General features: G+C 62.1%; 21 protein-coding genes. 11 read left to right on the forward strand and 10 right to left on the reverse strand.

Going from position 1 to position 25005, the window contains the following annotated elements:
• Positions 1–41: 41 nt before the first annotated feature.
• Both ACFQ6Y_RS05875 and ACFQ6Y_RS05880 read left to right on the forward strand, forming a co-directional pair.
• Entirely contained in the window at positions 42–1277 is a 1236-nt protein-coding gene (locus ACFQ6Y_RS05875) for a lipase family protein (protein ID WP_378630114.1), read from the forward strand.
• Between the two features lie 73 nt (positions 1278–1350).
• Entirely contained in the window at positions 1351–1824 is a 474-nt protein-coding gene (locus tag ACFQ6Y_RS05880) for a DUF5709 domain-containing protein (RefSeq protein WP_003945009.1), read from the forward strand.
• Here the strand turns inward: ACFQ6Y_RS05880 and ACFQ6Y_RS05885 are convergent.
• Positions 1813–2853 carry a diguanylate cyclase domain-containing protein gene (locus ACFQ6Y_RS05885; RefSeq protein ID WP_378630116.1) on the reverse strand — a complete coding sequence of 347 codons (1041 nt, stop codon included), beginning with the start codon at positions 2851–2853 and terminating at the stop codon, positions 1813–1815. The two genes, ACFQ6Y_RS05880 and ACFQ6Y_RS05885, sit on opposite strands and share 12 nt — an antisense overlap.
• Positions 2854–3475: 622 nt before the next feature.
• Here ACFQ6Y_RS05885 and ACFQ6Y_RS05890 point away from each other — a divergent pair.
• The gene (locus tag ACFQ6Y_RS05890; RefSeq protein WP_378630119.1) at positions 3476–4456 is read left to right on the forward strand and encodes a hypothetical protein; all 981 of its coding nucleotides are present in this window, start codon (positions 3476–3478) and stop codon (positions 4454–4456) included.
• Between the two features lie 7 nt (positions 4457–4463).
• On the opposite strand, the gene galE is transcribed toward ACFQ6Y_RS05890, so the two are convergent.
• The 5 genes from galE to ACFQ6Y_RS05915 are packed head-to-tail and all read right to left on the reverse strand — an operon-like array spanning position 4464 to position 9861.
• Positions 4464–5462: a UDP-glucose 4-epimerase GalE gene (gene galE / locus ACFQ6Y_RS05895; RefSeq protein WP_378630121.1), complete on the reverse strand. Its 999-nt coding sequence runs from the start codon at positions 5460–5462 to the stop codon at positions 4464–4466.
• The gene (locus tag ACFQ6Y_RS05900; RefSeq protein WP_378630123.1) at positions 5459–6589 is read right to left on the reverse strand and encodes a nucleotidyltransferase family protein; all 1131 of its coding nucleotides are present in this window, start codon (positions 6587–6589) and stop codon (positions 5459–5461) included. The genes galE and ACFQ6Y_RS05900 overlap by 4 nt, the downstream gene beginning before the upstream one ends.
• Positions 6568–7446 (reverse strand): hypothetical protein, encoded by an 879-nt coding sequence (locus ACFQ6Y_RS05905; RefSeq protein ID WP_378630126.1) that lies wholly within the window; start codon positions 7444–7446, stop codon positions 6568–6570. Before ACFQ6Y_RS05905 ends, ACFQ6Y_RS05900 begins: the two co-directional genes overlap by 22 nt.
• A gap of 7 nt (positions 7447–7453) precedes the next feature.
• Entirely contained in the window at positions 7454–7726 is a 273-nt protein-coding gene (locus ACFQ6Y_RS05910; RefSeq protein ID WP_378630130.1) for a PqqD family protein, read from the reverse strand.
• 47 nt (positions 7727–7773) lie between these two features.
• Positions 7774–9861, reverse strand: a complete 2088-nt coding sequence (locus tag ACFQ6Y_RS05915) for a glycosyltransferase (RefSeq protein WP_378630134.1) — start codon at positions 9859–9861, stop codon at positions 7774–7776.
• Between the two features lie 51 nt (positions 9862–9912).
• Here ACFQ6Y_RS05915 and ACFQ6Y_RS05920 point away from each other — a divergent pair, with 51 nt between their 5' ends.
• Positions 9913–10284, forward strand: a complete 372-nt coding sequence (locus tag ACFQ6Y_RS05920; protein ID WP_378630137.1) for a hypothetical protein — start codon at positions 9913–9915, stop codon at positions 10282–10284.
• Between the two features lie 391 nt (positions 10285–10675).
• On the opposite strand, the gene ACFQ6Y_RS05925 is transcribed toward ACFQ6Y_RS05920, so the two are convergent.
• A complete protein-coding gene (locus ACFQ6Y_RS05925) occupies positions 10676–11440 on the reverse strand; it encodes an ArsR/SmtB family transcription factor (protein ID WP_378630141.1) in 765 nt (254 codons plus the stop codon).
• 443 nt (positions 11441–11883) lie between these two features.
• Here ACFQ6Y_RS05925 and ACFQ6Y_RS05930 point away from each other — a divergent pair, with 443 nt between their 5' ends.
• On the forward strand, positions 11884–13299 hold the full coding sequence (locus ACFQ6Y_RS05930; protein WP_378533029.1) for an NAD(P)/FAD-dependent oxidoreductase: 1416 nt from the start codon (positions 11884–11886) through the stop codon (positions 13297–13299).
• 68 nt (positions 13300–13367) lie between these two features.
• Here ACFQ6Y_RS05930 and ACFQ6Y_RS05935 read toward each other — a convergent pair whose 3' ends face one another.
• Together ACFQ6Y_RS05935 and ACFQ6Y_RS05940 are read right to left on the reverse strand one after the other, a co-directional pair.
• Positions 13368–13796, reverse strand: coding sequence for a PaaI family thioesterase (locus tag ACFQ6Y_RS05935; protein WP_003945020.1), 429 nt, complete (start codon positions 13794–13796; stop codon positions 13368–13370).
• 236 nt (positions 13797–14032) lie between these two features.
• Positions 14033–14815, reverse strand: coding sequence for a hypothetical protein (locus ACFQ6Y_RS05940; RefSeq protein WP_378533031.1), 783 nt, complete (start codon positions 14813–14815; stop codon positions 14033–14035).
• 201 nt (positions 14816–15016) lie between these two features.
• Here ACFQ6Y_RS05940 and ACFQ6Y_RS05945 point away from each other — a divergent pair, with 201 nt between their 5' ends.
• The 3 genes from ACFQ6Y_RS05945 to ACFQ6Y_RS05955 are packed head-to-tail and all read left to right on the forward strand — an operon-like array spanning position 15017 to position 18413.
• Positions 15017–16477: an iron ABC transporter permease gene (locus tag ACFQ6Y_RS05945; protein WP_230815749.1), complete on the forward strand. Its 1461-nt coding sequence runs from the start codon at positions 15017–15019 to the stop codon at positions 16475–16477.
• Positions 16474–17565: an iron chelate uptake ABC transporter family permease subunit gene (locus ACFQ6Y_RS05950; RefSeq protein WP_230815623.1), complete on the forward strand. Its 1092-nt coding sequence runs from the start codon at positions 16474–16476 to the stop codon at positions 17563–17565. The genes ACFQ6Y_RS05945 and ACFQ6Y_RS05950 overlap by 4 nt, the downstream gene beginning before the upstream one ends.
• Complete coding sequence (locus ACFQ6Y_RS05955; RefSeq protein WP_020907760.1) at positions 17562–18413, forward strand: ABC transporter ATP-binding protein; 852 nt, start codon at positions 17562–17564, stop codon at positions 18411–18413. The genes ACFQ6Y_RS05950 and ACFQ6Y_RS05955 overlap by 4 nt, the downstream gene beginning before the upstream one ends.
• A gap of 10 nt (positions 18414–18423) precedes the next feature.
• On the opposite strand, the gene ACFQ6Y_RS05960 is transcribed toward ACFQ6Y_RS05955, so the two are convergent.
• Positions 18424–20997, reverse strand: a complete 2574-nt coding sequence (locus ACFQ6Y_RS05960; protein ID WP_378630145.1) for a bifunctional lysylphosphatidylglycerol flippase/synthetase MprF — start codon at positions 20995–20997, stop codon at positions 18424–18426.
• A gap of 191 nt (positions 20998–21188) precedes the next feature.
• On the opposite strand from ACFQ6Y_RS05960, the gene ACFQ6Y_RS05965 reads away from it, so the two are divergent.
• The 3 genes from ACFQ6Y_RS05965 (at position 21189) to ACFQ6Y_RS05975 (ending at position 24819) form a co-directional block, all read left to right on the forward strand.
• A complete protein-coding gene (locus ACFQ6Y_RS05965; RefSeq protein WP_003944876.1) occupies positions 21189–21602 on the forward strand; it encodes a BlaI/MecI/CopY family transcriptional regulator in 414 nt (137 codons plus the stop codon).
• 25 nt (positions 21603–21627) lie between these two features.
• The gene (locus ACFQ6Y_RS05970; RefSeq protein WP_003944922.1) at positions 21628–22581 is read left to right on the forward strand and encodes a M56 family metallopeptidase; all 954 of its coding nucleotides are present in this window, start codon (positions 21628–21630) and stop codon (positions 22579–22581) included.
• 261 nt (positions 22582–22842) lie between these two features.
• Positions 22843–24819 carry a DEAD/DEAH box helicase gene (locus ACFQ6Y_RS05975; RefSeq protein WP_378630148.1) on the forward strand — a complete coding sequence of 659 codons (1977 nt, stop codon included), beginning with the start codon at positions 22843–22845 and terminating at the stop codon, positions 24817–24819.
• The last annotated feature ends 186 nt before the right edge of the window (positions 24820–25005 follow it).

Raw genomic sequence — 25005 nt, forward strand, 5'->3', positions numbered from 1 at the left:
GACATGGGTATGAGTGAAACACACAGGGTGATGGATCCCGCGTGGGTCCGGACGAGGGGAAAACATTGAAACTGCGAACCAAACGCGTGTTTACCGGATCGATGCTGACTGCCGCGGCACTGACCGCCACACTGCTCTCCGGGTGGACCGCACAGGCAGATCCCGCGTACCCCGCACCGGACCCGGACCCGTTCTATTCGCAGGCAGCAGCCGAGGGCAGCGCCGGCACGCCGATCTCCGTACGGCGAGCCCCCGATCTGATGACCTTTCCGGGCGTCGCGATCTGGCAGGTCAGCTATCGGTCCACGAATTCCGAGAACAAGCCGATTGCCGCGGTCAGCACGATCCTGGTCCCGCCGAACCAAGCGCAAGACGGCCCCCTGCTCTCCTATCAGCACATCGTCAACGCACTCGGAACAGGTTGTGCGCCATCGCGAGCGCTCTACGCATCGGATCCCAACATCGTCATCCGTGAAGCACCCATCCTCAACGTCGCTCTGCAGCGCGGATGGACTATCGCGCTTCCCGACCATCTCGGACCCAACAGCGCATACGGCGCCGCAAGACTGGGCGGACAGATCACGCTCGACGGCATACGCGCCGTCCAGAAAGTCCCCGAATTGCGTAGCGGCGTCAGCCCCGTCGGCATCGCTGGATACTCCGGTGGCGGTATGGCCACCGCGTGGGCAGCTGCACTGGCGCCGACCTACGCACCCGAGGTCAACCTCGTCGGTGTTGCCGAAGGCGGCGTTCCGATGAATCTGTCCAAGATGGCCAATGGACTCGGGCAAGATCCGCACCCGGCATTCGGTCTCGCCTTCGCCGCAGCGATGGGCCTCGAGCGGGAGTATCCCGACCTCTTGCCGCTCGGTAACCAACTCAACGACCTCGGTCGGTCGATGCGGTCCGAACTCACCAATGCCTGCACCAACGACATCCTGAGAGTCGGCGCCGGGCGCAGTGCTTCCCAGGTGTCGACGTCGACTTCCCTGTTGTCCAGTCCTGAGGTGCGAAAGGTGATGGACGACAACAGCGTCGAACTCTATCCAGGAGTACCGACCGCCCCGGTGTTCGAATGGCACACGCCCGACGACGTGCTGATTCCCATCGATTCGGTGGTCAACACCATTTCGAGGTACTGCGCCGCAGGAGCAACGATTCAATCCCAACTGTTCCCCAGCCCGGACCACCTGACCACCGCGGTCCTCGGCTTGCCCACCGCGTTCGAGTACCTGCAGGACCGGTTCGACGGAGTGCCGGCCCCGCGTTCGTGCTGAATGTATCCGGAGTGATGTATCGGGCAAGCGCGGCACATGGCCAACTCGGTGTGCTCGTGGCATCGTTGATCGTATGAGCGACACGGATGACACCGGCGCAGCCGGCAATGGCGATTACAGTCTCGATCCCGACGACCAGCTTCAGCCCGAAGACACCCTGATCGATCGAGGCGTGGACGACATTCTCGACGAGGGAATCTCACCACCGGAGCGCCCACTCGGACTGGACGCTCACGGATTGACCGGTAGTGAAGAATCAGCGGGGGAGACCCTCGACGAGCGCCTGGCCGAGGAAGAACCCGATCCGTACGCGTCGCTGGGTGATCCGCTGAAGGATCCCGCCGATGCCGACGAATTCGAACGGGAAGAAGAATTCCCGAATGGTGACGAAGTGGGTAACCGCCGTGTCGGGCGTCTCGTTGCCGAGGACGAGGGCCGATACGAAGACGAGGAAAGCGAACTCATTGCCGGAGACGTCGGAATCGACGGCGGCGCGGCGTCGGCAGAGGAAGCCGCGATGCATCTGATCGACGACTCAGAGGACTGAACGACCGCCGACCTGTTGTGGCTGCTGATCGGTGAGAACGATGGAATGAACGTGATTTCCGCCCATCCTCTTACTTTCGTACATCGCTGAATCGGCTAGGCGGTGTAGATCGTGCAGGCCGCTTTCTGCTGCCTGCACGTCCGGCCAGCCGCCGTTGTGTACGGCTATGCCGATGCTCGTCGTCGAGAGTGGTTCGCCCGTAGGGGAGTTCATGACGGGGTGAATCCGCGCGAGCAAGTCGCCGACATAGGGCAACGGCATCATCTGAACGACGACGAACTCGTCTCCGCCGATACGAGCGATCGCTGCGTCCGATCTGGCCCAGTCGTGGAGTCGATACGCGGTCCGCAAGATGACGCGGTCACCCACGTCGTGACCGTAGGTGTCGTTGAAGTGTTTGAAATTGTCGATGTCGATCACCACAACCAGCAAAGACTGATCGAGGCTGGATTTCGCCTGTAGGAGTTCGGAAGTCCGCCGCGCCAGTCCACGCCGATTCAGCAGATCCGTCAATGGATCGAGTTCGGAGCTTTGTGCGTCGTTGCTCAGGAGCGCCAGCGCAATCTGGGTGACGACCGGTATGACAGTGATGACAGGGATGGCAAAGGCGATGCGTCCCAGTACGTCTGAGGCTGACGAAGGCGCGTCCGTGAAAACCCCGATGCTGGCGACAACGATAATCGCCCCGGACCACAGGAGGTGCCACAGTTGCGCTCGAAGGTTGTGAAAGAAGGCTACGTACGAGCCGACGAGCCCGAAGACGAGGCATCCGAGCAATCGCTGATCCGGATTCGCCTCGGCCAGCACGATCACCGCAATAGCGAAGTCCCCGGTAACGACTAAGAAATACGATCTTTCACGGGTGGTCGCAATGACCGGCAGGGCAATTCCGCCGATCATCACAAGCACTGCGACGACGACGTCCAACGGAAATCCGATGGTCTGTACCGAGTGGGTGCCGAGTCGCTTCAGCAGAATTGTGACGCCCAGGAGGAAAACCAGTACGCCGATGCCTATGCGCGTCGGCATCAGAATTCCGTTGTCGCGCAAGAATCGAGTGAATCGGTCAAACTGGTCTGGCACTGCGAGCCACCGGTGCACGACCTTGGGTGTGTCGCTCATAGCGGCCACTGACCATGAGAAGCGGCCGGTCGAATACAACACATGCGGCGATAGTAGTCCGTGGCAATGACAATGGAACTGCACTCGCGTCCAGCCTGTCGCCCTTAATACGTCACAGTGACGAATTAACAGGGGGTGGCTGGAAGTGGGCGAGCCGCGCTTATCAACATCAATCCAGATCAGAGGGCTTATTGGTCGATCTTACTTGGTGAGTAACTAGGTAACTAGCGACTTGGCGTAGCCGCAGTCGCCGGCGAAGCCAGATGTCGATCGGTAGCAACTCGGCCGGCGACAGTCGAGTCACAATGACCAAGCCAGCCCACGACAGTCAGTGATCTCGGACGGAAATGTGTGAACAGACGGCAGATGAAACCGACAGATCGACATCGGCGGGCGACGTCGAAGACGAATGCAAGAAACGGCACGTAAGCCGAATATCGCCAGGTCGACAACTTGCCGATAATCTACATTATGTCAAGTAATAGATATTCGAACGTCCCCCGTCAGCTCGTCCGCTAGCTTTACCCACATGGATTCTGTGGCGCTTGTCCTCGGCTCACCGCGTGGTCGTCGGTTCTGCGCGAACGTCGGGTACGCGTGCCACGCCGGCGCACGCTCCGGCGGACATTGGCCTCAATCGACCGAACATGCGCTCGAAGTGCTCGACGCTGTTGACGTCCGAGCAATCACTGAAATGTCGGAACTCGAGATTCTGCACTGTCTCGCGTATGCCGTCGATTGTGCACGCTATTGGGAGCCGCCCGACGAGGAAGACTTGATCTTCGTGCGCCCCGCGGTCATTGCGGCATTACACCCGATCGCCCGGACCCTTCTCGGCTCGCCACACTCTGCCTGGTGGACCGAGCCGATTGACCTCCTGAACCAGCATCTGGTTGAGAAGCGAAATCCCATCTACGGCTGGTCGGACTTACCCGTGCGAATTTACCGAACGGAAGACGGCCTTGAACAGTGGCGCGCTGAGGCGCTCGATACCGAACGTCAGTTTCTGGAGTATCAGAACGCAGATCCGGACCGCCATATCGGAGGCGAATGGTGGTCTATCCCTTTTGCCAACGGCACAACCGAAACAACCAGGGCCCGCGATGGTATCGGGGCACTCGGGGTGTTTCTCGAAGAAGACAGCTCCTCGAACGAGGCTCGGGTGCAGCCGGTAAGGACCTACGGTGCGCCCCGCATCTACGAGATCACCGGTCCGCAGGCCTGGGCAAATCTGGTCGACACCTATCCCCTGCCTGTGCCCGCTTCACGTCGCTCCGTGTGGTACGACACGACCGGTGAATTCCGCAACTGGTTCATTCCGGACTGGGTTTCGGTGTCCGCGGATTACGACGCCGTCCACCTGACCATGATGGCTTACCTGACCACTCCAGGCATCGCGATCCCGTTGTCGGCCAACGCGGGGGCCACCGTGCTCGCCGGGTGGGATCCGGACGCCACCTTCTGGCTACGTAGCAACAACATCACCGTTGACGATGACCCGACGGGCTGACGTTCGGCTACACCGAGTTGAGCAGGTGCGGCCGCACTGCCAGCCACCGCGCGGTGTCCTCGATCCCCTGTTCCAGGGTGAATGTCGGAACCCACCCGAGTAGTCGCAACGCACGATCGTTCGACGCATAAGCGCCGGCAGTGTCACCGGTGCGTCGGTCGGCAACGACCACGTTGATGTCTTCACCGAGCACATTCTCGAATGTGCGAACCAGCTCCCACACCGTGGTCCCCCGCCCACTGCCCAGATTGACGACAGTCATTCCCGATGAATCGGCGATGATCCGATCGAACCGTTGTAGTGCTCGAACATGAGCGTCTGCAAGGTCCCAGACATGAATGTAATCACGCACTCCGGACCCGTCGCGCGTCGGCCAATCCGTTCCGGTCACTGTGAAAGGTGTTCCTGTCGAATATGATTCGAAGAGCTTTCCGAGTGCGTGCGTCGGGCGTGCAGATGGTGTTCCACTTCGTAGATCCGGATCTGCTCCGACCGGGTTGAAGTATCGGAGAGATATCGCCGATAAATCTGTTGCTGCCACGATGTCGTCGAGCATCGTTTCGAACTGAGCTTTGCTGTGCGCGTAGGGACTCTGCGGTTCGATCGGCGAGGATTCGTCGACACACCCGCCCTCGCCCGGCGCGTACACCGCGGCAGAGGAACTGAATACGAAGCGCCCACACCCGTTCCGAAGGACACTCGATACCAGCGCCAGTGATTTGGAGACGTTGTTCTCGTAGTATCGCGCCGGGCTACTGACGGAATCTCCGACCACGATCAGGGCAGCACAATGAACTGTGGCACCGATATCGGGATGCTCGGTGAATATCCTGTCGAGTAATTTCTCGTCCGCAATGTCGCCGCAGTAGAACGGGAATCGACGGGCGAATTCGGCACGGCCTGTCAGCAGGTTGTCGAGGATCACGACATCGATCCCGGCGTCGACGCACTTCGACGCCACGGTGCTTCCGATGAATCCCGCTCCGCCGGTGATCAGGACTTTCATGCTGCTCCCCCGGCATCTTCGACAGCAGTCCTCGCACGACGGACGAAGTGAGACACGCGTGCGCGCGCCAAGTCCCATCCGCGTAGGTCCCGTCCGTCCCGGATCGAGAGCCGATTACGGTCGAGAAAGAGCGGCACCATGACCAGGTCGCGGTAGAGCGAGTGCAGACGTGGGCGATCGGCCAACCACAACGTCCATTGCCACCACCAACGCGCGGAGGTGGTGCTCACCCCGGTGCTCACGCCGAAGATCGATTCCACGGCGGCCCAGTGGACGTTCACCGCCCGACGGACGTCTCGTGGCAACTGGCGTCGGGCGAGCGTCACAGCGAGTGCGGGTTCGGAAGCGATCAGGTACCCCACGTCGAAAACGCTGTTCAATGACAAATCGGCTCGAATCAAGGCCCGATCGGCAAGCCGCGCGTGAGCGATGACGTGCAGCGTGACGTCGGCAATCGCAAGGCGGTGTCCATTCGCCTCCGGGCTGATTCTTCGGACGGCGGCCTCTCGGGTCAGTGCGTGACGGGCGAACCGCGGAAGCAGGTGCGAATGGATTTCGACGGAGCCATGACGGTCGTCGCGAAGTAGTGCCGGTTCCTGATGATCGTCGTGATCGATGGCGTCAGAGTCCACTTCGTCCGGGCGGACCATTCGATAGCCGAAATCGAGGATCGCTTCGTTGGCCGGAACGGCGTGTGCAGGGTCGACCACCAAGAGGTCGATGTCCGTCATCCGTCGTGCTGCCGGGTTCGGCCAGACATTTCGCTCGAGAAGGGCCGCACCCTTCAGCGCAACCGTCGGAAATCCGTTGCTGTGTAACACCTCTTGCAGTTCCACTCGCTGCGCGTCGAGGTCCGAGATCCGAATGGTGTTTCGGTGATGGACAAGGCTCAGCGTCAATTCCGGACTCGATGCGGTGGCCGAGGATTCCGACAGCATTTCCGCGAAGCTCGCAGGCAGGACCGATGCGAAGCCGGCCTCGACTGCTCGGGAGGCGAGCAGCGGCAACACCTTGTGCCTTGCAGCGGCGTCGATGACTCTGGGCCAATCCTGCTGTGAACACAAGCGGATGACATCGGCCCCACACTCGGGTTCCAACATGGAAATCAGATACCGGGTGTCACGCATGACGCCACCAGTTCCTCCACAGTGTCCGCGCCGGTGTCGCCGTGGTGCCGAATCAGTCTGTAGCACGGGGCATTCGAGAGTAGGGCAGCGATGTTTCTGAGGGTCTGTCCGTGATTGTCGGACCACAACGCGGATTGCTCGGCCAGCGACTGTATCGCCTGGGATACGGGCATCGGATTGAATCGAGTCGGACCCTCGTCCCATCCATCGAGGATTAGCACCAGGTCGATTCCGCGAACCGCCGAGTCGACGTTCGGTTCAGCAGGCAAGGTTGACGGGTCCAACGCCCACACCGGCGGGGCGTACGGAAGATACAGCGAATCGTGCGCTTTGATCTCCGGGAGGACGTCGAACGTACCGGCTTTGAGGTGAACCCGCCGCGGTAGGCCCACAGCGTCGGTACCACGAATGAAGACGCCTTCGTCAGCACGCAATTGTGCACCCCGCAGGGCAAGGGCGAGCGCCAAGGTTGTCTTGCCCGCCCCGGAATGCCCGGCGATCGCCACTCTCGTACCGTCGCAGTCGACCAGAGCGGCGTGCAAGCGTGTCCACTGTTGGGCCTGTGCGGCTGTCATGACATCCCGGTGCACCGTGCGATACACACTCTCCGCGAGATGTAGACCGTCCAGACCGACCAGCATTTCATTGCCCCCACCGATGGTCGATTCGATGGTGACGTCCCAGCGACCGAATGTCGCTCGATTCCGCTGAATCCGAACGTCGACGTTGTTGTCCGCAGGCCAGGGGCTGGCAATCCGATGCTCGACGACGCCAACCTCTGGTATGCCGAAACCGCGCACAATCGCGTCAACCCACAGATAGTGCGCCCGGAATTGCGGTACGTCGTTCCCGATCACGGAATTCTCACACCAGCAGACGCGAGGTGTTCAGCTGCCCGTACGTCTCGGTGACTACCGACTCCGCGTCGTGGTCAGGGATCTCGAGCACCTCTGCCACAGCCTGGACGATCTCGCCGACGGTCCGGCCGTCACACAGTTCCCACACCAACGTCGCGACTGGGTTGAGGTGATGGGCAACCTCGCTGGAACTGTCGTACAGCACAACCCCGTCGGTGAGATCGTTGCTCTCCACCGTCTGAGAGCGTTGCGGTCTCACATCTTCGAGTAGTTCGGTCAAGATATCTCCTTGATTCAGCGAATCCGATTTTCGTTTTGGTGGTGGTCTCACAGCGCGAAGCGTCGTGAGTATTCGGATTCGATTGCGCCCGAACGAATCAGGCTACGCGTGGAGGCGATGCCGGGTGCCACCGTCAGGCACGTGAGCGCTCCCCCGGCACTCGCATCCACCAGGTACTCGCCCAGAGTTCGGTAGTGACCCGCCCATTTTCCGAATGCTTCGGGATCTGACTCCGGATCCGCAATCTCGTCGAGAATTCGCTCGAAGGCGCGCGAATGGACGAGAACGGCGTGGACACCACGGTTCTCGGGGCTGGTGCGCAAGAGTGCCGAACCGACGAGCAGAGCTCCGTCCCTCGATTTCGGGTCGTGTCCTAGTTGGACGAGATCCCAATCGCGGTGATCGAGCTCTTCGCGTGCATGGTCCAGGATCGAGGCAGCCGCATCGAGCAAACTGACGTCGTCAGCAGTGATGAGGACCGAATCCCAGCCCTTCTCGGTCGCCCGAGAGACCGCGCGACGCCACGAGACGGCAAAGGCCGCTTCCTGATTCAGCACGTCCTCGAAAGCTGAGACCCTCTCCACCGCGGCTACGCCCGGCAGGCGAATGAGTCTATGCCAGGACGCCTTCCATCTGTCGATGTCGAGGTCGAGATTCACGACGACAACGCCGAGTTCCGAGTTCGAATCCTCGATATCCGAGTCATGTTCTCCCACTGACCGGGCGGGCGACAGGGGACGATCGAGCACAACGTCGACTGCGCCCCGCTCGAGCAGATACGCCGCCAGTGAAAAGTCGGTCGGCGCGGGTCCGTCGATGAGACGAGAGAGTTCGTCCCGCAAAGCTCGGTACGCCGCCGCGCGAACAATCAGTGTGGCCCCGGGCAGGTTGTCGCCGGGTGCGTGGATAACGGCAGTATCGGCGTCGGTGGGGAGATCGTTGGTTATGTTCCGCAGTTTGTACGCGAGGGCTGGTTCGATCACGCGCTCCTCGTCCAGGAAAACCACCGACTTCCATCCCAGCAGAATTGCCTTGTCGATTCCGGCGAGCAACGCGGACGCCGTCCTCCACACATCCGGACCGTCCTCTTGCGACGGAATCGCACGGTGAACGGTCAGTTCGATCGACTCGGCCTCGGCCAGGCATGAACGCCACGGAGCGACTCGGCTGTCATCGCTGAGAACGATCACCCCACCGAAAATCAGTTCCGGTCGCTGGACGCTCAGTTCGGCACGGCGGCGAATCTCGGGATACGAATCACCGAGGTACCTGGAGAACTGACGATGGAGTGAGCCGAGGTCCCAACCGACTTCACTCCAACCGAGCAGGTAATTGTGAACACGATCTTCCCAATTTATTCGATACGGGACACCTGCCGGGCGCTCGAATCGATGGTGCCAACCGAATGCCGGAAGGCAGACGACCTTGCCGCCGTTGATTCGGAACTTCTCGTGGATGTACCCCTCTTCGCCTCCGAATCCGGTGAAATGCGAGTTCAATCCGGGCCACGCCTCGCGCCTGCAGGCAAATGAGCCGAGGCCCTGCATGACAATTTCGAAAGGCACGTCGGGGTGTTGCTTCGCGCGCGGATCAACACCCCAGGAGCCGAACATTCCATTGCGCCACTTGGGGTCCATATGGGTCGCCGCGATATGCGAGGAATCCTGGGAGAGCATCGGTCCCTGGATCAAATCGTCGGTTTCCGGGTTCGCATCGAAATACGCCAGCAGGGCCGACAGCGATCCAGGTGCCAGGATCACGTGAGAATCGAGGACCAGGACGTACTTCCCGGTTGCCTTGCGGAACAGGACATCCCGCACTGCGGTGGATCGAACATCGGTAAACGGAATGTAGCGGAAACGATCGATGTATCCCGCAAACGACTCGAGCATAGGCGCCGGCAACCCCTCGGGGTTGTTGTCCAACAAGACGAACTCGACTCTGTCCAGAATCTCGCGATGATGGACCAGGATCGAGTGGATCGTGAAGTACGCCCCGTCGAAATCGTCGTAGGTCGCGATTGCGATAGTCAGATCAGCCGGTTCTCCGTGCGGCGGCGTCTCCCTCACCTGGACTGGGCCCGCGCTCTGAAGCTTCTTCAGAGCGCGGTGTAGCGCGACGTCGAACTCTGTCATCGTCGTGTGCTCACTCGGAACCAATTTCGTTGTGTCGGTTACGTGGGTTCCGTGGGATTCGTCGGCAGAGTCGGGACGGTCGGAAGGGTCGGCTCGGTGCGAGTGGTCGGCACCGTTGGCACAGTCGGGACGGTCGGCTCTGTCGGCTCAGTCGGCCCAGTGGGCCCGGTGGGCTTTGCGGTCGTCGTTCCACCCGAACCTGAAGAGCTACCAGTTGATCCCGAACTCCCGGTACTACCAGAACTACCCGAGGACCCCGAACTTCCCGACGATCCTGAACTTCCCGACGATCCTGAACTTCCCGACGATCCTGAACTTCCCGACGATCCTGAACTTCCCGACGATCCGGGGCTGCCCGGCTCGTTTCCGCCCGGAGTATTGCCTCCGGGTTGGTTCCCGCCCGGTTGTTCACCGCCTGGTTGATTCGGATTCTGCTGGCCACGACTAGGCGCTCCGGAAAGATTCGGCGTGTCACCGGCTGCGAAGGCCGGCGCCGCACCACCGAGGCTGATCGACGTCACGACCGGCACAGTTACCGCCGAGGCCGCTAGAACTGTCTTGACGAACTTGCGCCGATCAACCGGAACATTCTGAAAAGCGTCGCCGCCCATAGCGTTTCTCCCATGCGTCCGAGACGAGGTCGTCCTCACCCGATGTCGGGGCAAACGCTAGCATCCAACTGGCAACTTTACAGACTGAACGCGCCGGAATTTGGGCTTTTTGCGAATTTGAGACCGGATCGTGCCGACAATTCGGGCCGAAGTACGGCGAACTCCTCCTGTTCAGGGGACACGTTTGTCGTGGTCGACAACCGTCAACCGACCGGCATCTCCCACGGCGCCACCGGAAGCGTGTTTCCGGTCTCGAGATAGGACTTCAGGTTCGACAGCACCGCCGACCATCCGCCCGCTACCTCCATGCGAGCCGATTCGTCCGCCAAATCGGTGTGCTTGACGGTCAGGCGCACGATCGCGCCGAAGGCTTCGATGTCAAAACTCACCCGCGAGATGTCGACGCCCGGTTCACCGTTCGGATCGGCCCAGGTGGTAACCAACCTCGACGGCGGGTTGCTCTCGACCACGGTGCCGACTACATCCGCGATGTTCGAGCCGTCGATCCGGCGATGCTCCCACGTCGATCCCGGCTGCCAATCGGAGACGTTGCTGTGTCCCCAATACTCTGCAGTGGCCTGTGCATCCGTGAGTGCTTTCCAGACGTTCTCGGCTGTGCTGGCGATGTAGGTGACATACACAAAGCTGGGCTTGTCGGTCATGGCTTCCTCCGCGAGTTTTTTGACGGTACTGAGCGCGTTGAGGCGCGGTACCTCGAACTTGTTGATCCATCGCTCTCGAATTTCTTCGAGCGCAACGGGATTGAGATAATGAAGCTTGGATCTCCCCTGCCGAACCGTGCTGATCAGATTTGCATCCTCGAGCGCTGTGAGGTGTTGCGTGACAGCTTGTCGACTCATGTCCAGGCTGTCGCACAGATCGCCGAGCGACTGACCGTTGGCTATGAACAAGCGATCCAGAAGAAGCCTCCGTGTCGGATCGGCAAGAGCTTTGAACACTGCATTCATCCGGTCGTCCACAACTTCACAATATGCAAGCATTTACTTGCATGTCAATGGTTGGGCGTGCCGGGTTTCGAAAGTGGGGATCGATGAGGTGTGATGTCACTAGGTGAATGTGATCTGAATCCCGGATCGCAGCAGACGAGAGGTTGGGCACATGGACTGGGCAGCAATTGGAGTAGGTGTCGGGTACGCGTCGGTGGCCCTGTCGATACTGGTTTTCGTCGGCGGGTGCATCGCACTGTTCATCTTGTCGGTCCGCCAGTAGCCGACACCTCGACAAAGTGGTGATCACCCCCGGTTCGGCGAAGCCGATCGCATCGGGAGTGATCACCTCCGAGGCCGCTTGATCGATTCGGACCCTGCTGCGTTCGACGGCCTGCTCGCAGAGAAGCTCGGCCGCGGTGGGACTACCGTAGGACTGTCGCCTAGAACTCGAGGAGTACGGAATGAGCATCCAGTCGGTTGAACCGCACCGCCACCGCGTAGTGGTGATCGGTTCCGGCTTCGGAGGATTGTTCGGCACTCAGGCTCTCAAAAAAGCCGATGCCGACATCACGATGATCGCGCGTACAACCCACCATCTGTTTCAGCCGCTCCTCTATCAGGTTGCCACCGGCATCCTCTCGGTCGGGGACATCGCTCCCGCTACGAGGCTCGTGCTGCGTAAGCAGAAGAACGCCCAGGTACTGCTCGGTGAAGTCGAGACGATCGATCTCGAGAACCGGACTGTGACCTCGCGCCTGCTCGAACGCGTCACGGTAACGCCATTCGACAGTCTGATCGTGGCAGCAGGTGCCGGTCAGTCGTACTTCGGTAACGATCAGTTCGCAGAGTTCGCCCCGGGCATGAAAACAATCGACGATGCCCTCGAACTGCGTGGACGTATCCTCGGCGCGTTCGAACAAGCTGAGCTGTCGGACGATCCTGCCGAGCGCGCGCGCTTGCTGACCTTCGTCGTGGTCGGCGCCGGCCCCACCGGCGTGGAGTTGGCCGGACAGATCGCCGAGCTTTCCCGCCGAACGCTCGACGGCGCTTTCCGCAAGATCGATCCGCGTGAGGCACGTGTTGTGCTCCTGGACGGCGCGCCTGCAGTCCTGCCCGTGTACGGCGGCAAGCTCAGCCGTAAGGCAGCCGAGACCCTCGAGAAGCTCGGCGTAGAGATCCAGCTCGACGCGATGGTCACCGACGTCGACAACGACGGTTTGATCATCAAGGAGAAGGACGGCACGCTTCGACGTATCGAGTCGCAGTGCAAGGTGTGGTCTGCCGGGGTTCAGGCGAGCCCTCTCGGCAAGCAGCTCGCAGAGCAGAGCGGCGGAGAAACCGACCGCGCCGGCCGCGTGATGGTCAATCCTGACCTGTCGCTTCCCGGACACCCCAATGTCTTTGTCATCGGCGACATGATGTCGCTCGACAAGCTTCCCGGTTTGGCTCAGGTCGCCATGCAGGGCGGCAAGTACGCGGCCAAGCAGATCAAGGCGGAACTGAATGGTCAGTCCCCCTCGGCGCGAGTTCCGTTCAAGTACTTCGACAAGGGCAGCATGGCAACGATCTCGCGCTTCAGCGCGGTAGCCAAGGTGGGCAAGCTCGAGATCAGTGGCTTCATCGGATGGGTTGCCTGGCTGGCAATTCACCTTCTGTACTTGGTCGGGTTCCGTTCGCGAGCCTCGACGCTCTTGTCATGGGCTGTGACGTTCTTCGGGCGTGGCCGTGCTCAGATGGCGTCCACCGAGCAGCAGGTCTTCGCGCGAAACGCGATGGGCGAATTGGAGAAGAAGAACAAGGAAGCGACCGAGTCCGGCAGTGCTTCCAACGGCGAGTCGAAGAAGACGGCAGGCAAGCAACAGAAGGCTGCCGGCTGATCAGTACCTGAGTGAACGGCGAAGGGTGGCAGTGGAGTTCAACTCCACTGCCACCCTTTCCCGTGTTCTCAGTTTCCGATCTTCGCCACCTCGGTGATGTTCGCGAGGCGAACCTGTCCCTTGGAGACGAGTCTGTCGTTCTCGTCGGTGATGCGAACCTCCCAGAGCTGCTGAGTGCGTCCGCGATGAATCGGGGTGGCTTCTGCGGTGAGTGTGCCTTCCCTCGTTGCGCGCAGGAAGTCGGTGTTGTTGTTGACGCCGACCACGTGACCTCGCTCGCCCAGCCACACGGTGCCACCGACGCTGGCGAGAGACTCCACCACCGAGCAGTAGACGCCTCCGTGCTGAATCCCCGCGGGTTGGTGCAGCGTGGGCTTGACCGTCCATTGCGCCCGCACACGATCTGGGCTCAGTTCGGTGTATTCGAGGCCGATGGTGGCGTCGAAGCCCGTTCCGAGCCGTTTCATCATCTCTGCGGTCTCAGCAGTGTCGACCATGCCATCTCCATCTGTGATTCTCCGGCGCCGGTGTGGCTGCCACTCCCTACTTGATTACACGAGAGGTAACTCGAGCTTGGAATCAGGTCTGGAAAAAGAACCGGCGGGTTTCACATCAATCGATGTGAAACCCGCCGTGGGAAGGACCGGGAGTCTCTGCAGCCCTCAGGACTCCGGCGCGGTCCGGCAGTTTCGCCGCTCTCGCGGTGTGTAACTCTCCGCGAGGTGTTCCACAATCATAGGCAAGGCTGACCTAATTTAGCAAGCCCTTCGTCGAACTGGTTCCAGCGAGGGCGCAGCGAGACCTTGCGGCGCGCGCGAACCGGCAACCCGGCTGCGACAAAGGCGTCGAGCAGGCCCTGTCCACGGCGCTGCGCTACCGATTCGCCTTCACCGGCCAGGATGGGGACATAAGCAGCTGCACCCAGGATCGACTCCCCCACCAGTCCCCAGAATCTGAACTGGTCGACGGGCGCACATCTGGCCACGGCGTCGTAGATGGCGCGCAGCGACGTCAGGCAACGGTGCGCAGTCCAGATGAGGAGCGCCTCTTCACACGGCATGTCGACGACGCCGTCACTTCCGGACTCTCGCCCGTTGGGTGCCACACGAAGCGTTTCGTCGACTACGCCTGCCCAATCGATTCCGCCGTCGCTGTCCATGTGGATGAACAGGTTCTCGAGCCCCGGGTCCCAGGCGGACCCCTCGGAGACGATGGATGCGGCAACTCTGCCGACCACGGCATGAATGAGCGACGTCGCAACCTGTATCGCGGCAGCTTCAGCACTGTCGAGATCTTGAAGTGACCGGGCGAACATCTGTTGCACCCGATCCCCACACAAGCCTTCACTGAGCTGCCACCAGCGCCGTTTGCCTTCGCCCGCCATGGCGGCAACCGCATAGACACGCGGATAGTCAGGGTTGAGTGCTCGTAGGCGAACGCTGGTGCGGCTCAATGCGTTCGACCGGAGTTCGAATTCACGAACATCCGCATGCTGGGTGGTCAAGGTGATTGTCACCGTGCACTCCAATCGGCCGAAGTTGTCTTGTGGTTCTTAATGTAGGTTAGCCTCACCATAATTCAAGAGTAAAGAACTGTGACGCTGGGCACCGCATATTCACAGGAACTTGCCCCGCGGGGAGCACACCCACATAGGGTTCCGTAACCTAAGATGCGAATCCCTGCGCACAAAGACCAGGAGCTCGAACCGCCAGTGACGATGATCAAACCTCTCGGGAACGGACATCCCCGAGGACCCAGCGAGACGTACGGACGGCGCATAGTGCCGCGCGGCCCGGCTCCTGTCCGAATGCGTGTTCTAGCTGGCATTTTCGACGCGGGGGTGTTCCTGCTTCCGTTGCTCGTCGGCTGGTACATCGTTCAGTCGCTCCGAGACGAGAACGGTGGCGGCGAAGCCGACCGCGCCGTATTCGGTGGGACGGCAATAGCCATTGCCGTCGGTCTCCTTGTGTGGAACCTCGGATTCCGCGAAGGTGCCACGGGCCGGACCTCGGGAAAGGGATGGGTAGGCCTGGTCACGCGAGACGCGAAGACAAAGCAGCCCATCGGTGTTCGCCGGGCTCTGCGCAGGCCGTTCGATCGAACCGGTATCGAGGTGGTGCGTGAAAGCACGGCGCGCGAAGAAGGGTTCGAGGAACTCGCGCGCGACAACAGCGTCGGGGCAACTCGTCGACGCCGACTGATCGGTCTCGCGGTGCTCACGGTACTTCTCGCGCTCGTCATGCTCGCGAGCATCGCGGTGGGCGCTCGGCCGCTGACGTTTGCCGAGATCTTCCACGCCATCTTCAGTTCGGACGGCACCCAGACGGACATCATCGTGCGAACGTTGCGTGCGCCTCGGACCATCCTGGGTCTTGTTGTCGGCATCGCACTCGGTATCGCCGGCGCCCTGATTCAGGGACACACGCGTAACCCGTTGGCAGATGCCGGTCTGCTCGGCCTCAACGCCGGCGCGGCGTTCTTCGTAGTCATGGCGATCTATCTCTTCGGCTTCACCGCACCGAGTCAGTATCTCTGGTTCGCGTTTGCAGGATCGTTCGTCGCCAGCATCGTCGTCTTCGGCTTGTCCTCCATCGGAAACGGCGGCGCAAGTCCTCTGAGTTTGGCTCTGGCGGGCGCAGCCGTCGCGTTCTTCCTGCAAGCCATGACCAATGCCGTGATCATCCTCGACCAGACCAGCCTGGACGCCTACCGTTTCTGGGTAGTCGGGTCGGTGTCCGGTCGAGGGTTCGACGTTCTCTGGCAGGTCCTCCCCTTCCTGATACTCGGTTTGGTCATCGCCCTGGCAAGTACGCCTGGTCTCAACGTCCTGAGCCTGGGTGAAGACGTCGCAAAAGCGTTGGGAACGAACATCGCGTTCAGTCGCACACTCGGCATCATCGCGATCACCCTGCTGACCGGCGCCGCGACTGCAGCGTGTGGACCTATCGCGTTCATCGGATTGGTGGTCCCCCACGTGGCCCGGGCCATCACCGGACCCGACTACCGATGGCTGGTCCCGTACGCGGGCTTGCTCGGTGCGGTCATGCTGATCACCGCGGACATCATCGGTCGCGTGGTCGTGCGCCCCGGCGAGTTGCAGGTCGGAATCATCCTGGCCCTCTTCGGCGCTCCGTTCTTCATCGCTCTCGTACGCCGCAGGAAGTTGGCAAGTCTGTGACGCTCAAGCAAGAACTCCGGGTACTGCCCCGGACCGTCCCCTCCCGTAAGTCGATTCGTATCGGTGGATTCTCGCTCGTCTACCGTCCACTCGCGGTGTCGGTGAGCATTGCACTCGCGGTCGCACTCTTCCTTCTGCTCTGCATCAACATCGGACGCGGCGACTATCCGATCTCGATCCCCGATGTCATTTCCGTCCTGCTCGGCAATGGAAGCAAGACACAGAACCTGATCGTCTTCGACCTCCGACTTCCTCGCTCGCTCACCGCACTCTTCATCGGTATGGCACTCGGCATTGCCGGTGCGGTCACCCAGACGATCGCTCGCAACGCCCTCGCCAGCCCCGACATCCTCGGAATCACGGCCGGATCGAGTGCTGCCGCAGTTGCTCTCATCGTGCTCGGCGGTGGCGGGTCGTTCGTGGGACTGCTTGCCACACTGGGGATTCCGTTGGCGGCACTCTGTGGCGGACTGCTGACAGCAGTGGTGATTTACGCCTTGGCATGGCGTAAAGGCGTAGAGGGGTTCCGCCTCATCCTGATCGGCATCGGCATAAACGCCATGCTCGTGGCAGCGACGGGATGGCTCCTCATCTCGGCGGACATAAACGATGCTTCCCGAGCGCAGGTGTGGCTCAACGGTTCGCTCAACGGTGCCACCTGGAATCAGATGTGGCCGGTAGCCATCGCTGTCGCGGTGGTCGGCGGCTACGCGGTGATCGCCTCGTTCACCATGGGAGCGCTGCGGTTGGGTGACGACAACGCCACCTCACTCGGTGTTCGCTTGCAATCATCGCAGGCCAAACTGTTGCTCTCCGCCGTGGCGCTGGCCGCCATCGCAACCGCCGCAGCAGGTCCGGTCGGCTTTGTCGCCCTGGCTGCGCCTCAGGTCGCCATGCGTCTGGTGCGCTCTGCCGGCCCGCCCATCGTGGCTTCCGCGCTGACCGGTGCTGTACTGGTGGTCGGCAGCGACGTCATCGCTCGAACAATTCTGCCTGTGGAACTCCCCGTCGGAATCGTGACTTCCGCACTGGGTGGTCCGTTCTTGCTCTACCTGTTGGTTCGTAACAATCGGAAGGTCACAGCATGACCACCATCGCCCAGTCCACCGATGCTCCTTCGCGTCTCGTCGCGCAGAATCTGACGCTCGGGTACGGGGATCGCATCATCGTCGACGGACTCGATCTCGAGATCCCCACCGGCGTGATCACGACGGTCATCGGACCCAACGGATGCGGCAAGTCGACACTTCTCCGCGCGCTGGGCCGTCTACTCAAGCCCAAGGGCGGATCGGTCATCCTCGACGGCAAAGCGATCAGTTCGATGAAGACCAAGGAAGTCGCGCGGGTCCTCGGCATGCTCCCCCAGACGCCGGTAGCGCCTGAAGGGCTCACCGTCGCCGATCTGGTCTCACGTGGACGCCACCCGCATCAGTCGTGGATTCGGCAGTGGTCTGCGGACGACGAGGGCGAGGTCGCCGAAGCACTCGAGCTGACCGGAGTCTCGGACCTTGCGGATCGGCCGGTCGATCAATTGTCCGGCGGCCAACGTCAGCGGGCCTGGATCTCGATGGCTCTCGCCCAGGGAACCGACATCCTGCTCCTCGACGAGCCCACCACGTACCTCGACCTTGCGCACTCGATGGAAGTCCTCGACCTGGTGGATCAACTCCACGAGGAAATGGGGCGCACCGTGGTGATGGTTCTGCACGACCTCAATCTCGCAGTCCGGTACAGCGATCATCTGATCGTGATGCGCGACGGCGCCGTCGTCGCTTCGGGCGTCCCCAAGGACATCATTTCCGCGGAACTTCTGCTCGAGGTCTTCGGTCTCGAAGCTGCAGTCATCGACGATCCGGTCTCGGATCGGCCCCTGATCGTCCCGATCGGCACCCGACACGTCTTCGGCGCTGTCGGCGGGCCGGCCAAGCCCGCCTGAAGATCGCGAATCAGCGACCCAGAATCGTCCGAACGAGTTTGAATCCCTGACCGATCGACACGGTCGGCAGATACGCCCGCCCGACCGCGTTGCCGATGCTCGGTAGCGCGGCCGGATCGGCAAAAGTCATGTGCATCGGCACGTACCGGGGTTGGAACTTCGATTTGAAGGCCAGCAGCGATCGGAAGCCGTACACCGGTTCCAGTGTGCGACCGAGTAGATCGAGGACGCTGTCCATCATCGCCGAGAAGGTCGTGGCCGCAGGTTCGGCTGCGTCCGTAGTGGAGTCGGCGGCGATTGTTGCCAACGGTGCACCGGACAGACTGAGGAACTCAACACCCTCCTCCTCCAATTTCAGTGCGGCAGAAGCGATGAGGAACTCCATCGCGGGCCGGAACCCTTCGGAGCGTCGCCTCATGAAGTCGAGGGTCCAGCCGACGACCTGGCCGTCACGGTGCACCGGCAGCCACGACGTGACACCGTGCACCGTGCGATCCTCGTCGACGGCGATCAGGCAGCGCACCGCCTCGTCGTCGACCTCGTCGAGCCCGCCGAGAGTGAAGCCCATCTCGGGCATCCCCTTGTCCGCCACCCACTCTTCCGAGATCGCGACGATCTGATCCTTGATCGCGAGAGGCGCGTGCGGGAAGGAAATCCACTCGGCCGTGATCCCGGACTTCTTCGCCCGATTCAGTGCCGTGCGCACGTCCTGGAACCGCTTGCCCGTGAACGCGATTCCGCCCAGATCGAGCACTGTTTCCTCGGCGACCTGTAGGCCGCTCCAGCCCATGGAATCGGTAATGGTGCGCGCGTCGTCGGTCACCGAGTAGAAGCACGGAATCCAACCGTTCGACGACGCGAACTCGGCGAACCCCTCGATCGCTGCGCGCATCCGATCAGGAGGACCGACCGGGTCACCCGTGGTGAGTGCGACTCCGGCGATGACGCGGTAGGCGACGTAGCTCGAACCGTCTGCACTGAACCAGTAGGTGTTGCCCTTCCACGTCGTCATCCACGACAACGGACTGCCGGTGCCGGCGAGCAACATCGATCGCGCGCGTTCGGCGGCTTTCGGATCAGCGGTCTTGACGGGCTTGAGGAAGCTCACGAAGACCAGCACGGCAGCAACGCCCCAGAACACGACGCCGGTCCACTCGAACAGCAGCGTCGACTCGATGTCTACAGGGAGCAGGCGCGGGTCGATCAACTGCAGGTACACCGGCGGTACGAGGCGCTGAGGGAAGTCTGCGAGCAGCATGGTGACAGTGGGCTCGCGGTCGAACCCGTGCCTGGCGAGCATTCCGCCGCCCACGTAGATCACGGCGAGGACCCCGAGCAACGTCACGATCGCAACGCCCAAGCGTCTGTATGTCCTGGCCGGGGCCGCCACGTCGAAGTATCGGCGTGTGGAGATCAAGAGGATCAGCACGAACAGCGGCGTCAGGAACGGCACGAGTGTCCGGTACACGTTCGGATCGCTGATTCCGTAGAACAGACTGTCACTGTCCACGGCGTCGACGAACCTGATGACGAAGTTCCCGATCGAGAGGACGAGCAGGACAACCTGAGCGCACACCGTCGCAATCCAGGCGAATCTGCGGCCACGCCGAAGCCCGTCGCTCAGCACCAGGACAAAAATCGACGGCATCAGCGAGAGCAGAGTCGGCCCGATACCCGAGAGTCTGAGCTCGAGGAGTCCTCGCCGGCAGTCCGGGTCCGACGCGGACTCCTCGCACAGTTCTCGAACCTCGGCGACGGTCCACGGAACTCCGCGGAAGAGGTCACGAAGGACGGCAAGTGGACCTACCGCTTGTGGGGACAGTGCGGCGATCATCGGGCCGATCGCACTGGCCGCCACGACGATGGCCACGAGGACGCGGCCCTCCCGCTGGGTCCCGGCGATTCGCTCACCGCGAGCCGACCGTCCCACGATCCACTGGCCGATCACCAGACCTACGACGGCGGCGAAGAACCTGATGACATCTTGAAGTTGGCCGCTGAACAGGGCCAAGGTGATGGTCAAAGCCAGGGTTCCGACGCGGATGCGTCGACGCCACAGTGTGCCCATGTTCGAGCTGGCGGCCATGGCGGCGCCGACGATCCACGCGCTCGCGCCGACAGCGGAGCCGACGTGTAGGCGGAATCCCCAGTTGGAGTCGAACACTTTCACGAACGATGCCCAGCCGAGTCCGAGGAGTACACCGAGGATTTGGGTGCTCGCTCCGGCGATTGCGAGCTTGACCGTCCCCAAGCGCCGCTCGAGGGGCGCAGCGACCGCGATCAGGAGCACGCTCGCACCGATGTACCCGAGCAGGTTTCCCGCCCACAGAGCGGAGGTGAGCGGAGTCCAGATGCGTCCGTGCTGGATCGAGCCCATTCCCGCGCCGATCGCGTGCTCGAGGTCGCGGGACGGTCCGTGCACCAGGCTGCCGGTGGCGGCGCCCAGGATCCACATGGTGAGAAGTAAAACGACCGTCAACGGTGCGTCGCGAATGCCGAAACGAACGATGTCGGCAGCTTTCTGCGCGACTGCCCGTGCCCGTGATGTGGATTCTTCGGTGCTCGGCGAACTGTCGATCGTCATCTACGTGCGGCTGCTTTCTGCGGATCGACTGGCGGAGTCCAATTATCGGGCATGTTCATTGTCGGGACTTTGGTCGTCTCTCACCACCGTAACCGTCACGCAGATCACTATGGCCAATACCACACCCCTACCGAGGCGGTTACTACTACCAGTAGTACGTATTTCGTCGTGGAAGTCCGTAGAATCGAAGAATGGCAGGTCTAGGTGAACTCGAACGCGCGGTGATGGATCATTTGTGGTCCACATCAGAACCGCAAACTGTGCGACAGGTGCATGAAGCACTCGCGACGCATCGCGAATTGGCGTACACGACGGTCATGACCGTTCTGCAGCGCCTGGCGAAGAAGCATCTGGTGATTCAGCAGCGCGACGATCGCGCGCATCGCTATCTTCCCGTCAACAAGCGCGAAGAACTGGTTGCGAGCCTGATGGTCGACGCTCTCGCCCAGGCTCCGGAGTCCGGCGGTCGCGCTGCGGCACTCGTTCACTTCGTGGGCCAGGTCAATGCAGACGAAGCAGATGCTCTCCGCGAAGCGCTCGCTGCCCTCGAGGTGCGCGAGTCCGCGAAAAAGGCTGCGCAGCCCGGAATTTCTAGGCCGAACTGAATTCGTCGTGCATGATGTGTAGGACATGAACGCCACTACTGCACTGGTTTTCGGACTGCTTGCCTTGTTGCTGGCCGGTCCGGTACCCGCACTCCTGAGCCGCTCCACGTGGCCTTACCGCGCTCCACGCGCGGCGTTGGTCCTGTGGCAAGCCGTCGCGATCGCTGCGGTGTTGTCGGCATTCAGCTCGGGCCTGGCCATTGCCAGCCAGCTGCTCGTTCCCGGTGCTGACGGCAGGCCGACGACGGCCCCGACGGCCGAGATCGATGCACTCGGGTTGCCGCTGTGGATTTTGTACGTGGTTGTTTTCGCCCTGACGCTTCTGATCGGCGCGAAGCTGATTTTCTCGATCATCCAGGTCGCTGTGAGGACCCGACGTCGCCGTGCACGTCACCGCGTGTTGGTGGACCTTCTCGACGACTGCGCCATGCCCGCGTCGGTGGAACGCACACCCGATCTGCGCGTACTGGACGTCGACGAACCGATCGCGTACTGCCTGCCAGGTCTGCGTCAACGCGTGGTTCTCAGTCAGGGCACTCTGCAGAACCTCGATCATGCCGAGGTCAAGGCCATCCTGACGCACGAGCGTTCACATCTGCGAGCTCGTCACGATTTGGTTCTCGAGGCTTTCACGGCCGTCAATCACGCGTTCCCTCGTTTCGTTCGTAGCAAGTCGGCCCTCGGATCGGTGCAGCTCCTGGTGGAGTTGCTCGCCGACGATTCAGCCGTGCGGGCTACCGGTCCCACTCCCCTCGCGCGGGCACTGGTCGCGTGTGCCGGATCGACCGCACCCCGCGGGGCAATGGCAGCGGGCGGGCCGTCGACGCTCATCAGAGTGCAGCGCCTCTCGGCCGACGACGCAGATCCCCGCATCGCAGTTTTTGCGTATCTGGGGGCGGTCGCCATTCTCGTGGTGCCCACCGTGGCTGTGGCAGTGCCCTGGCTCACGGAACTTCGCCTGCTTTTCAACGCCTACTGAGTCTTGACCAGCGCAACCACGTGTAGTAGTGCAGGTCACAGGCGGGGTTACCTGACTTCGACCTAGCCGGTGGCGTAGAGTGGACCTCGGCCACCATCGTGGTCCGTCAACATATAACGGCACACAGCCCAATTCCCCGCAGTATGCGTTCGGATTGCCAGGTGACATGTGCCCTGGCTCGTCCCTTTGCGAACTGTGTCGTGTATTTCAGCATGGCTTCTTCCGCTCCGCGACGTGCCCGTAGTCCGGAGAGGTTTCCGCGTGACCAACGCTGTCCAAATGTCGTCTTCCGAGAACATCGAAGACACCACCGTCAACACCCCCGCTGCCGAAGAAGCAGTCGCCACCGAGCCGGGTATCACCTTCGCCGAGATCGGCCTGCCCGAGCAGCTTGTTGCCGCATTGGCGCGCAACTCCATCACCGTCCCGTCCCCCATCCAGGCGCAGTCCATCCCGGACGCGCTCGCCGGAACCAACGTTCTCGGCCGCGCACAGACCGGATCGGGTAAGACCCTCGCATTCGGCCTGCCGATGCTGACCCGCCTCTCGCGCCACGAGGATCGCCCGGCCGCCAAGCGTCCCCGTGCACTCGTGCTCGTCCCCACCCGTGAGCTTGCTTTCCAGGTGGTCGACTCCCTCAACTCCTACGCCGGCGCACTCGGACTCACGGTTCGTCCCGCTGTCGGTGGAACGCCGTTCGCCAAGCAGGTCGATCAGCTCCGCCGCGGCGTCGACGTCCTCGTCGCCACCCCGGGTCGTCTCGGCGACCACCTGCGTCAGGGCACTTGCATCCTCGACTCGGTGGAAATCACCGCACTCGACGAAGCCGACCAGATGGCGGACATGGGCTTCTTGCCCGAGGTTCGCTCGATCCTCGGTGAGACCCCCGCAGACGGACAGCGCCTGCTGTTCTCGGCGACCCTCGACCGTGAGGTCCAGTCGCTGGTTCGTCAGTTCCTGGCCAACCACGTCACGCACTCCACCGAAGACGGCCGCGCGAGCGTCGACACGATGGAGCACTACGTCCTCCTCGTCGACCGCGGCCAGAAGGATTCCGTCCTCGCCGAGATCGGTGCCCGCGACGGACGCACGATCATGTTCGCCCGTACCAAGCTCGGTTGCGAGGGAATCACCGACCGACTCCGCGCAGTCGGCATCGCTGCCGAGTCGCTTCACGGCGGCAAGGCTCAGAATCAGCGCACCCGCGTCCTCGAGCGTTTCAAGAACGGCCGCACCCCGGTCCTCGTCGCAACGGACGTCGCAGCGCGCGGAATCCACGTCGACGGCATCGACCTTGTCGTTCACGTCGATCCCCCGGCTGACCACAAGGACTACCTGCACCGCGCGGGTCGTACCGCTCGCGCCGGCGAGAAGGGCACCGTTGTCGCAATCGTGCTGCCCAACCAAAAGCGTCAGTTCAAGCGTCTGACCGGAATGGCCGGCGTCAATGCCGCTGCCGTCGCCGTCACCCCGGGTTCTGCTGAGCTGGCTCGTATCACCGGCGCCAAGAAGCCGACCGGAGAACCGTTGCGCGAGAGCTCTTCTCGTGGCGAGCGTTCCTTCGGTGATCGTGGCGGAAGCCGCGGCGGCTACCAGGGCAACCGCTCTTCCGGCGGATACCAGGGCAACCGTTCCTCGGGTGGGTACCAGGGCAACCGCGACGGCGAGAGCCGCGGCGGCTACCAGGGTGATCGCTCCAGCGGTGGATACCAGGGCAACCGCGACAGCCGCCCCTCGACCGGATACCAGGGCAACCGCTCTTCCGGTGGATATCAGGGCAACCGTGACGGTGAGAGCCGCGGCGGCTACCAGGGCAACCGCTCTTCGGGTGGCAGTGGCTACCAGGGTGATCGCTCCAGCGGTGGATACCAGGGCAACCGCGACAGCCGTCCGTCCTATGGAGACCGCGACAGCCGCCCGTCGACGGGTTACCAGGGCAACCGCTCTTCGGGTGGATACCAGGGAAGCCGTGACGGCGAGAGCCGCGGCGGCTACCAGGGCAACCGCTCTTCGGGTGGCAGCGGATACCAGGGCAACCGCGACAGCCGTCCGTCCTACGGAGACCGCGACAGCCGCCCCTCGACCGGATACCAGGGCAACCGCTCCTCCGGCGGATACCAGGGCAACCGCGACGGCGGCGACAACCGCGCAGCCTCGACCAGCGGTGGTGGCTTCCGCAGCCGCACCGACCGTCGTAGCTATGACGGATTCGACGGCCCGAAGCGCGATCAGCGGTAATACCTGCGCTGAGCTGCGGCTCGACAACTGAACACTGAGAACCTTCCGGCTGCGCCGGAAGCTGTATCGAGACGGATGCAGGTCACTGCAATTAAAGTGATCTGCATCCGTGTTTTGTATGCACGGTCTGATGTTCACGCGCGTCGCGGCCGCACAGTTTTCGGCTGCGCACAGCGCAGGATTTCA

This window comes from Rhodococcus sp. NPDC056516, assembly GCF_042794655.1.
GTDB lineage: Bacteria > Actinomycetota > Actinomycetes > Mycobacteriales > Mycobacteriaceae > Rhodococcus_F.

What these genes read in the sequence shown, in the direction of transcription:
- ACFQ6Y_RS05945 (WP_230815749.1), top strand. Translation starts at nt 15,017, where the DNA reads ATGATCAAACCTCTCGGGAACGGACATCCCCGAGGACCCAGCGAGACG.
- ACFQ6Y_RS05960 (WP_378630145.1), bottom strand. Translation starts at nt 20,997, where the DNA reads ATGACGATCGACAGTTCGCCGAGCACCGAAGAATCCACATCACGGGCA.
- ACFQ6Y_RS05890 (WP_378630119.1), top strand. Translation starts at nt 3,476, where the DNA reads ATGGATTCTGTGGCGCTTGTCCTCGGCTCACCGCGTGGTCGTCGGTTC.
- ACFQ6Y_RS05955 (WP_020907760.1), top strand. Translation starts at nt 17,562, where the DNA reads ATGACCACCATCGCCCAGTCCACCGATGCTCCTTCGCGTCTCGTCGCG.
- ACFQ6Y_RS05965 (WP_003944876.1), top strand. Translation starts at nt 21,189, where the DNA reads ATGGCAGGTCTAGGTGAACTCGAACGCGCGGTGATGGATCATTTGTGG.
- ACFQ6Y_RS05885 (WP_378630116.1), bottom strand. Translation starts at nt 2,853, where the DNA reads ATGCCGACGCGCATAGGCATCGGCGTACTGGTTTTCCTCCTGGGCGTC.
- ACFQ6Y_RS05970 (WP_003944922.1), top strand. Translation starts at nt 21,628, where the DNA reads ATGAACGCCACTACTGCACTGGTTTTCGGACTGCTTGCCTTGTTGCTG.
- ACFQ6Y_RS05935 (WP_003945020.1), bottom strand. Translation starts at nt 13,796, where the DNA reads ATGGTCGACACTGCTGAGACCGCAGAGATGATGAAACGGCTCGGAACG.
- ACFQ6Y_RS05880 (WP_003945009.1), top strand. Translation starts at nt 1,351, where the DNA reads ATGAGCGACACGGATGACACCGGCGCAGCCGGCAATGGCGATTACAGT.
- ACFQ6Y_RS05925 (WP_378630141.1), bottom strand. Translation starts at nt 11,440, where the DNA reads ATGAATGCAGTGTTCAAAGCTCTTGCCGATCCGACACGGAGGCTTCTT.
- ACFQ6Y_RS05930 (WP_378533029.1), top strand. Translation starts at nt 11,884, where the DNA reads ATGAGCATCCAGTCGGTTGAACCGCACCGCCACCGCGTAGTGGTGATC.
- ACFQ6Y_RS05915 (WP_378630134.1), bottom strand. Translation starts at nt 9,861, where the DNA reads ATGACAGAGTTCGACGTCGCGCTACACCGCGCTCTGAAGAAGCTTCAG.
- galE (WP_378630121.1), bottom strand. Translation starts at nt 5,462, where the DNA reads ATGAAAGTCCTGATCACCGGCGGAGCGGGATTCATCGGAAGCACCGTG.
- ACFQ6Y_RS05900 (WP_378630123.1), bottom strand. Translation starts at nt 6,589, where the DNA reads ATGCGTGACACCCGGTATCTGATTTCCATGTTGGAACCCGAGTGTGGG.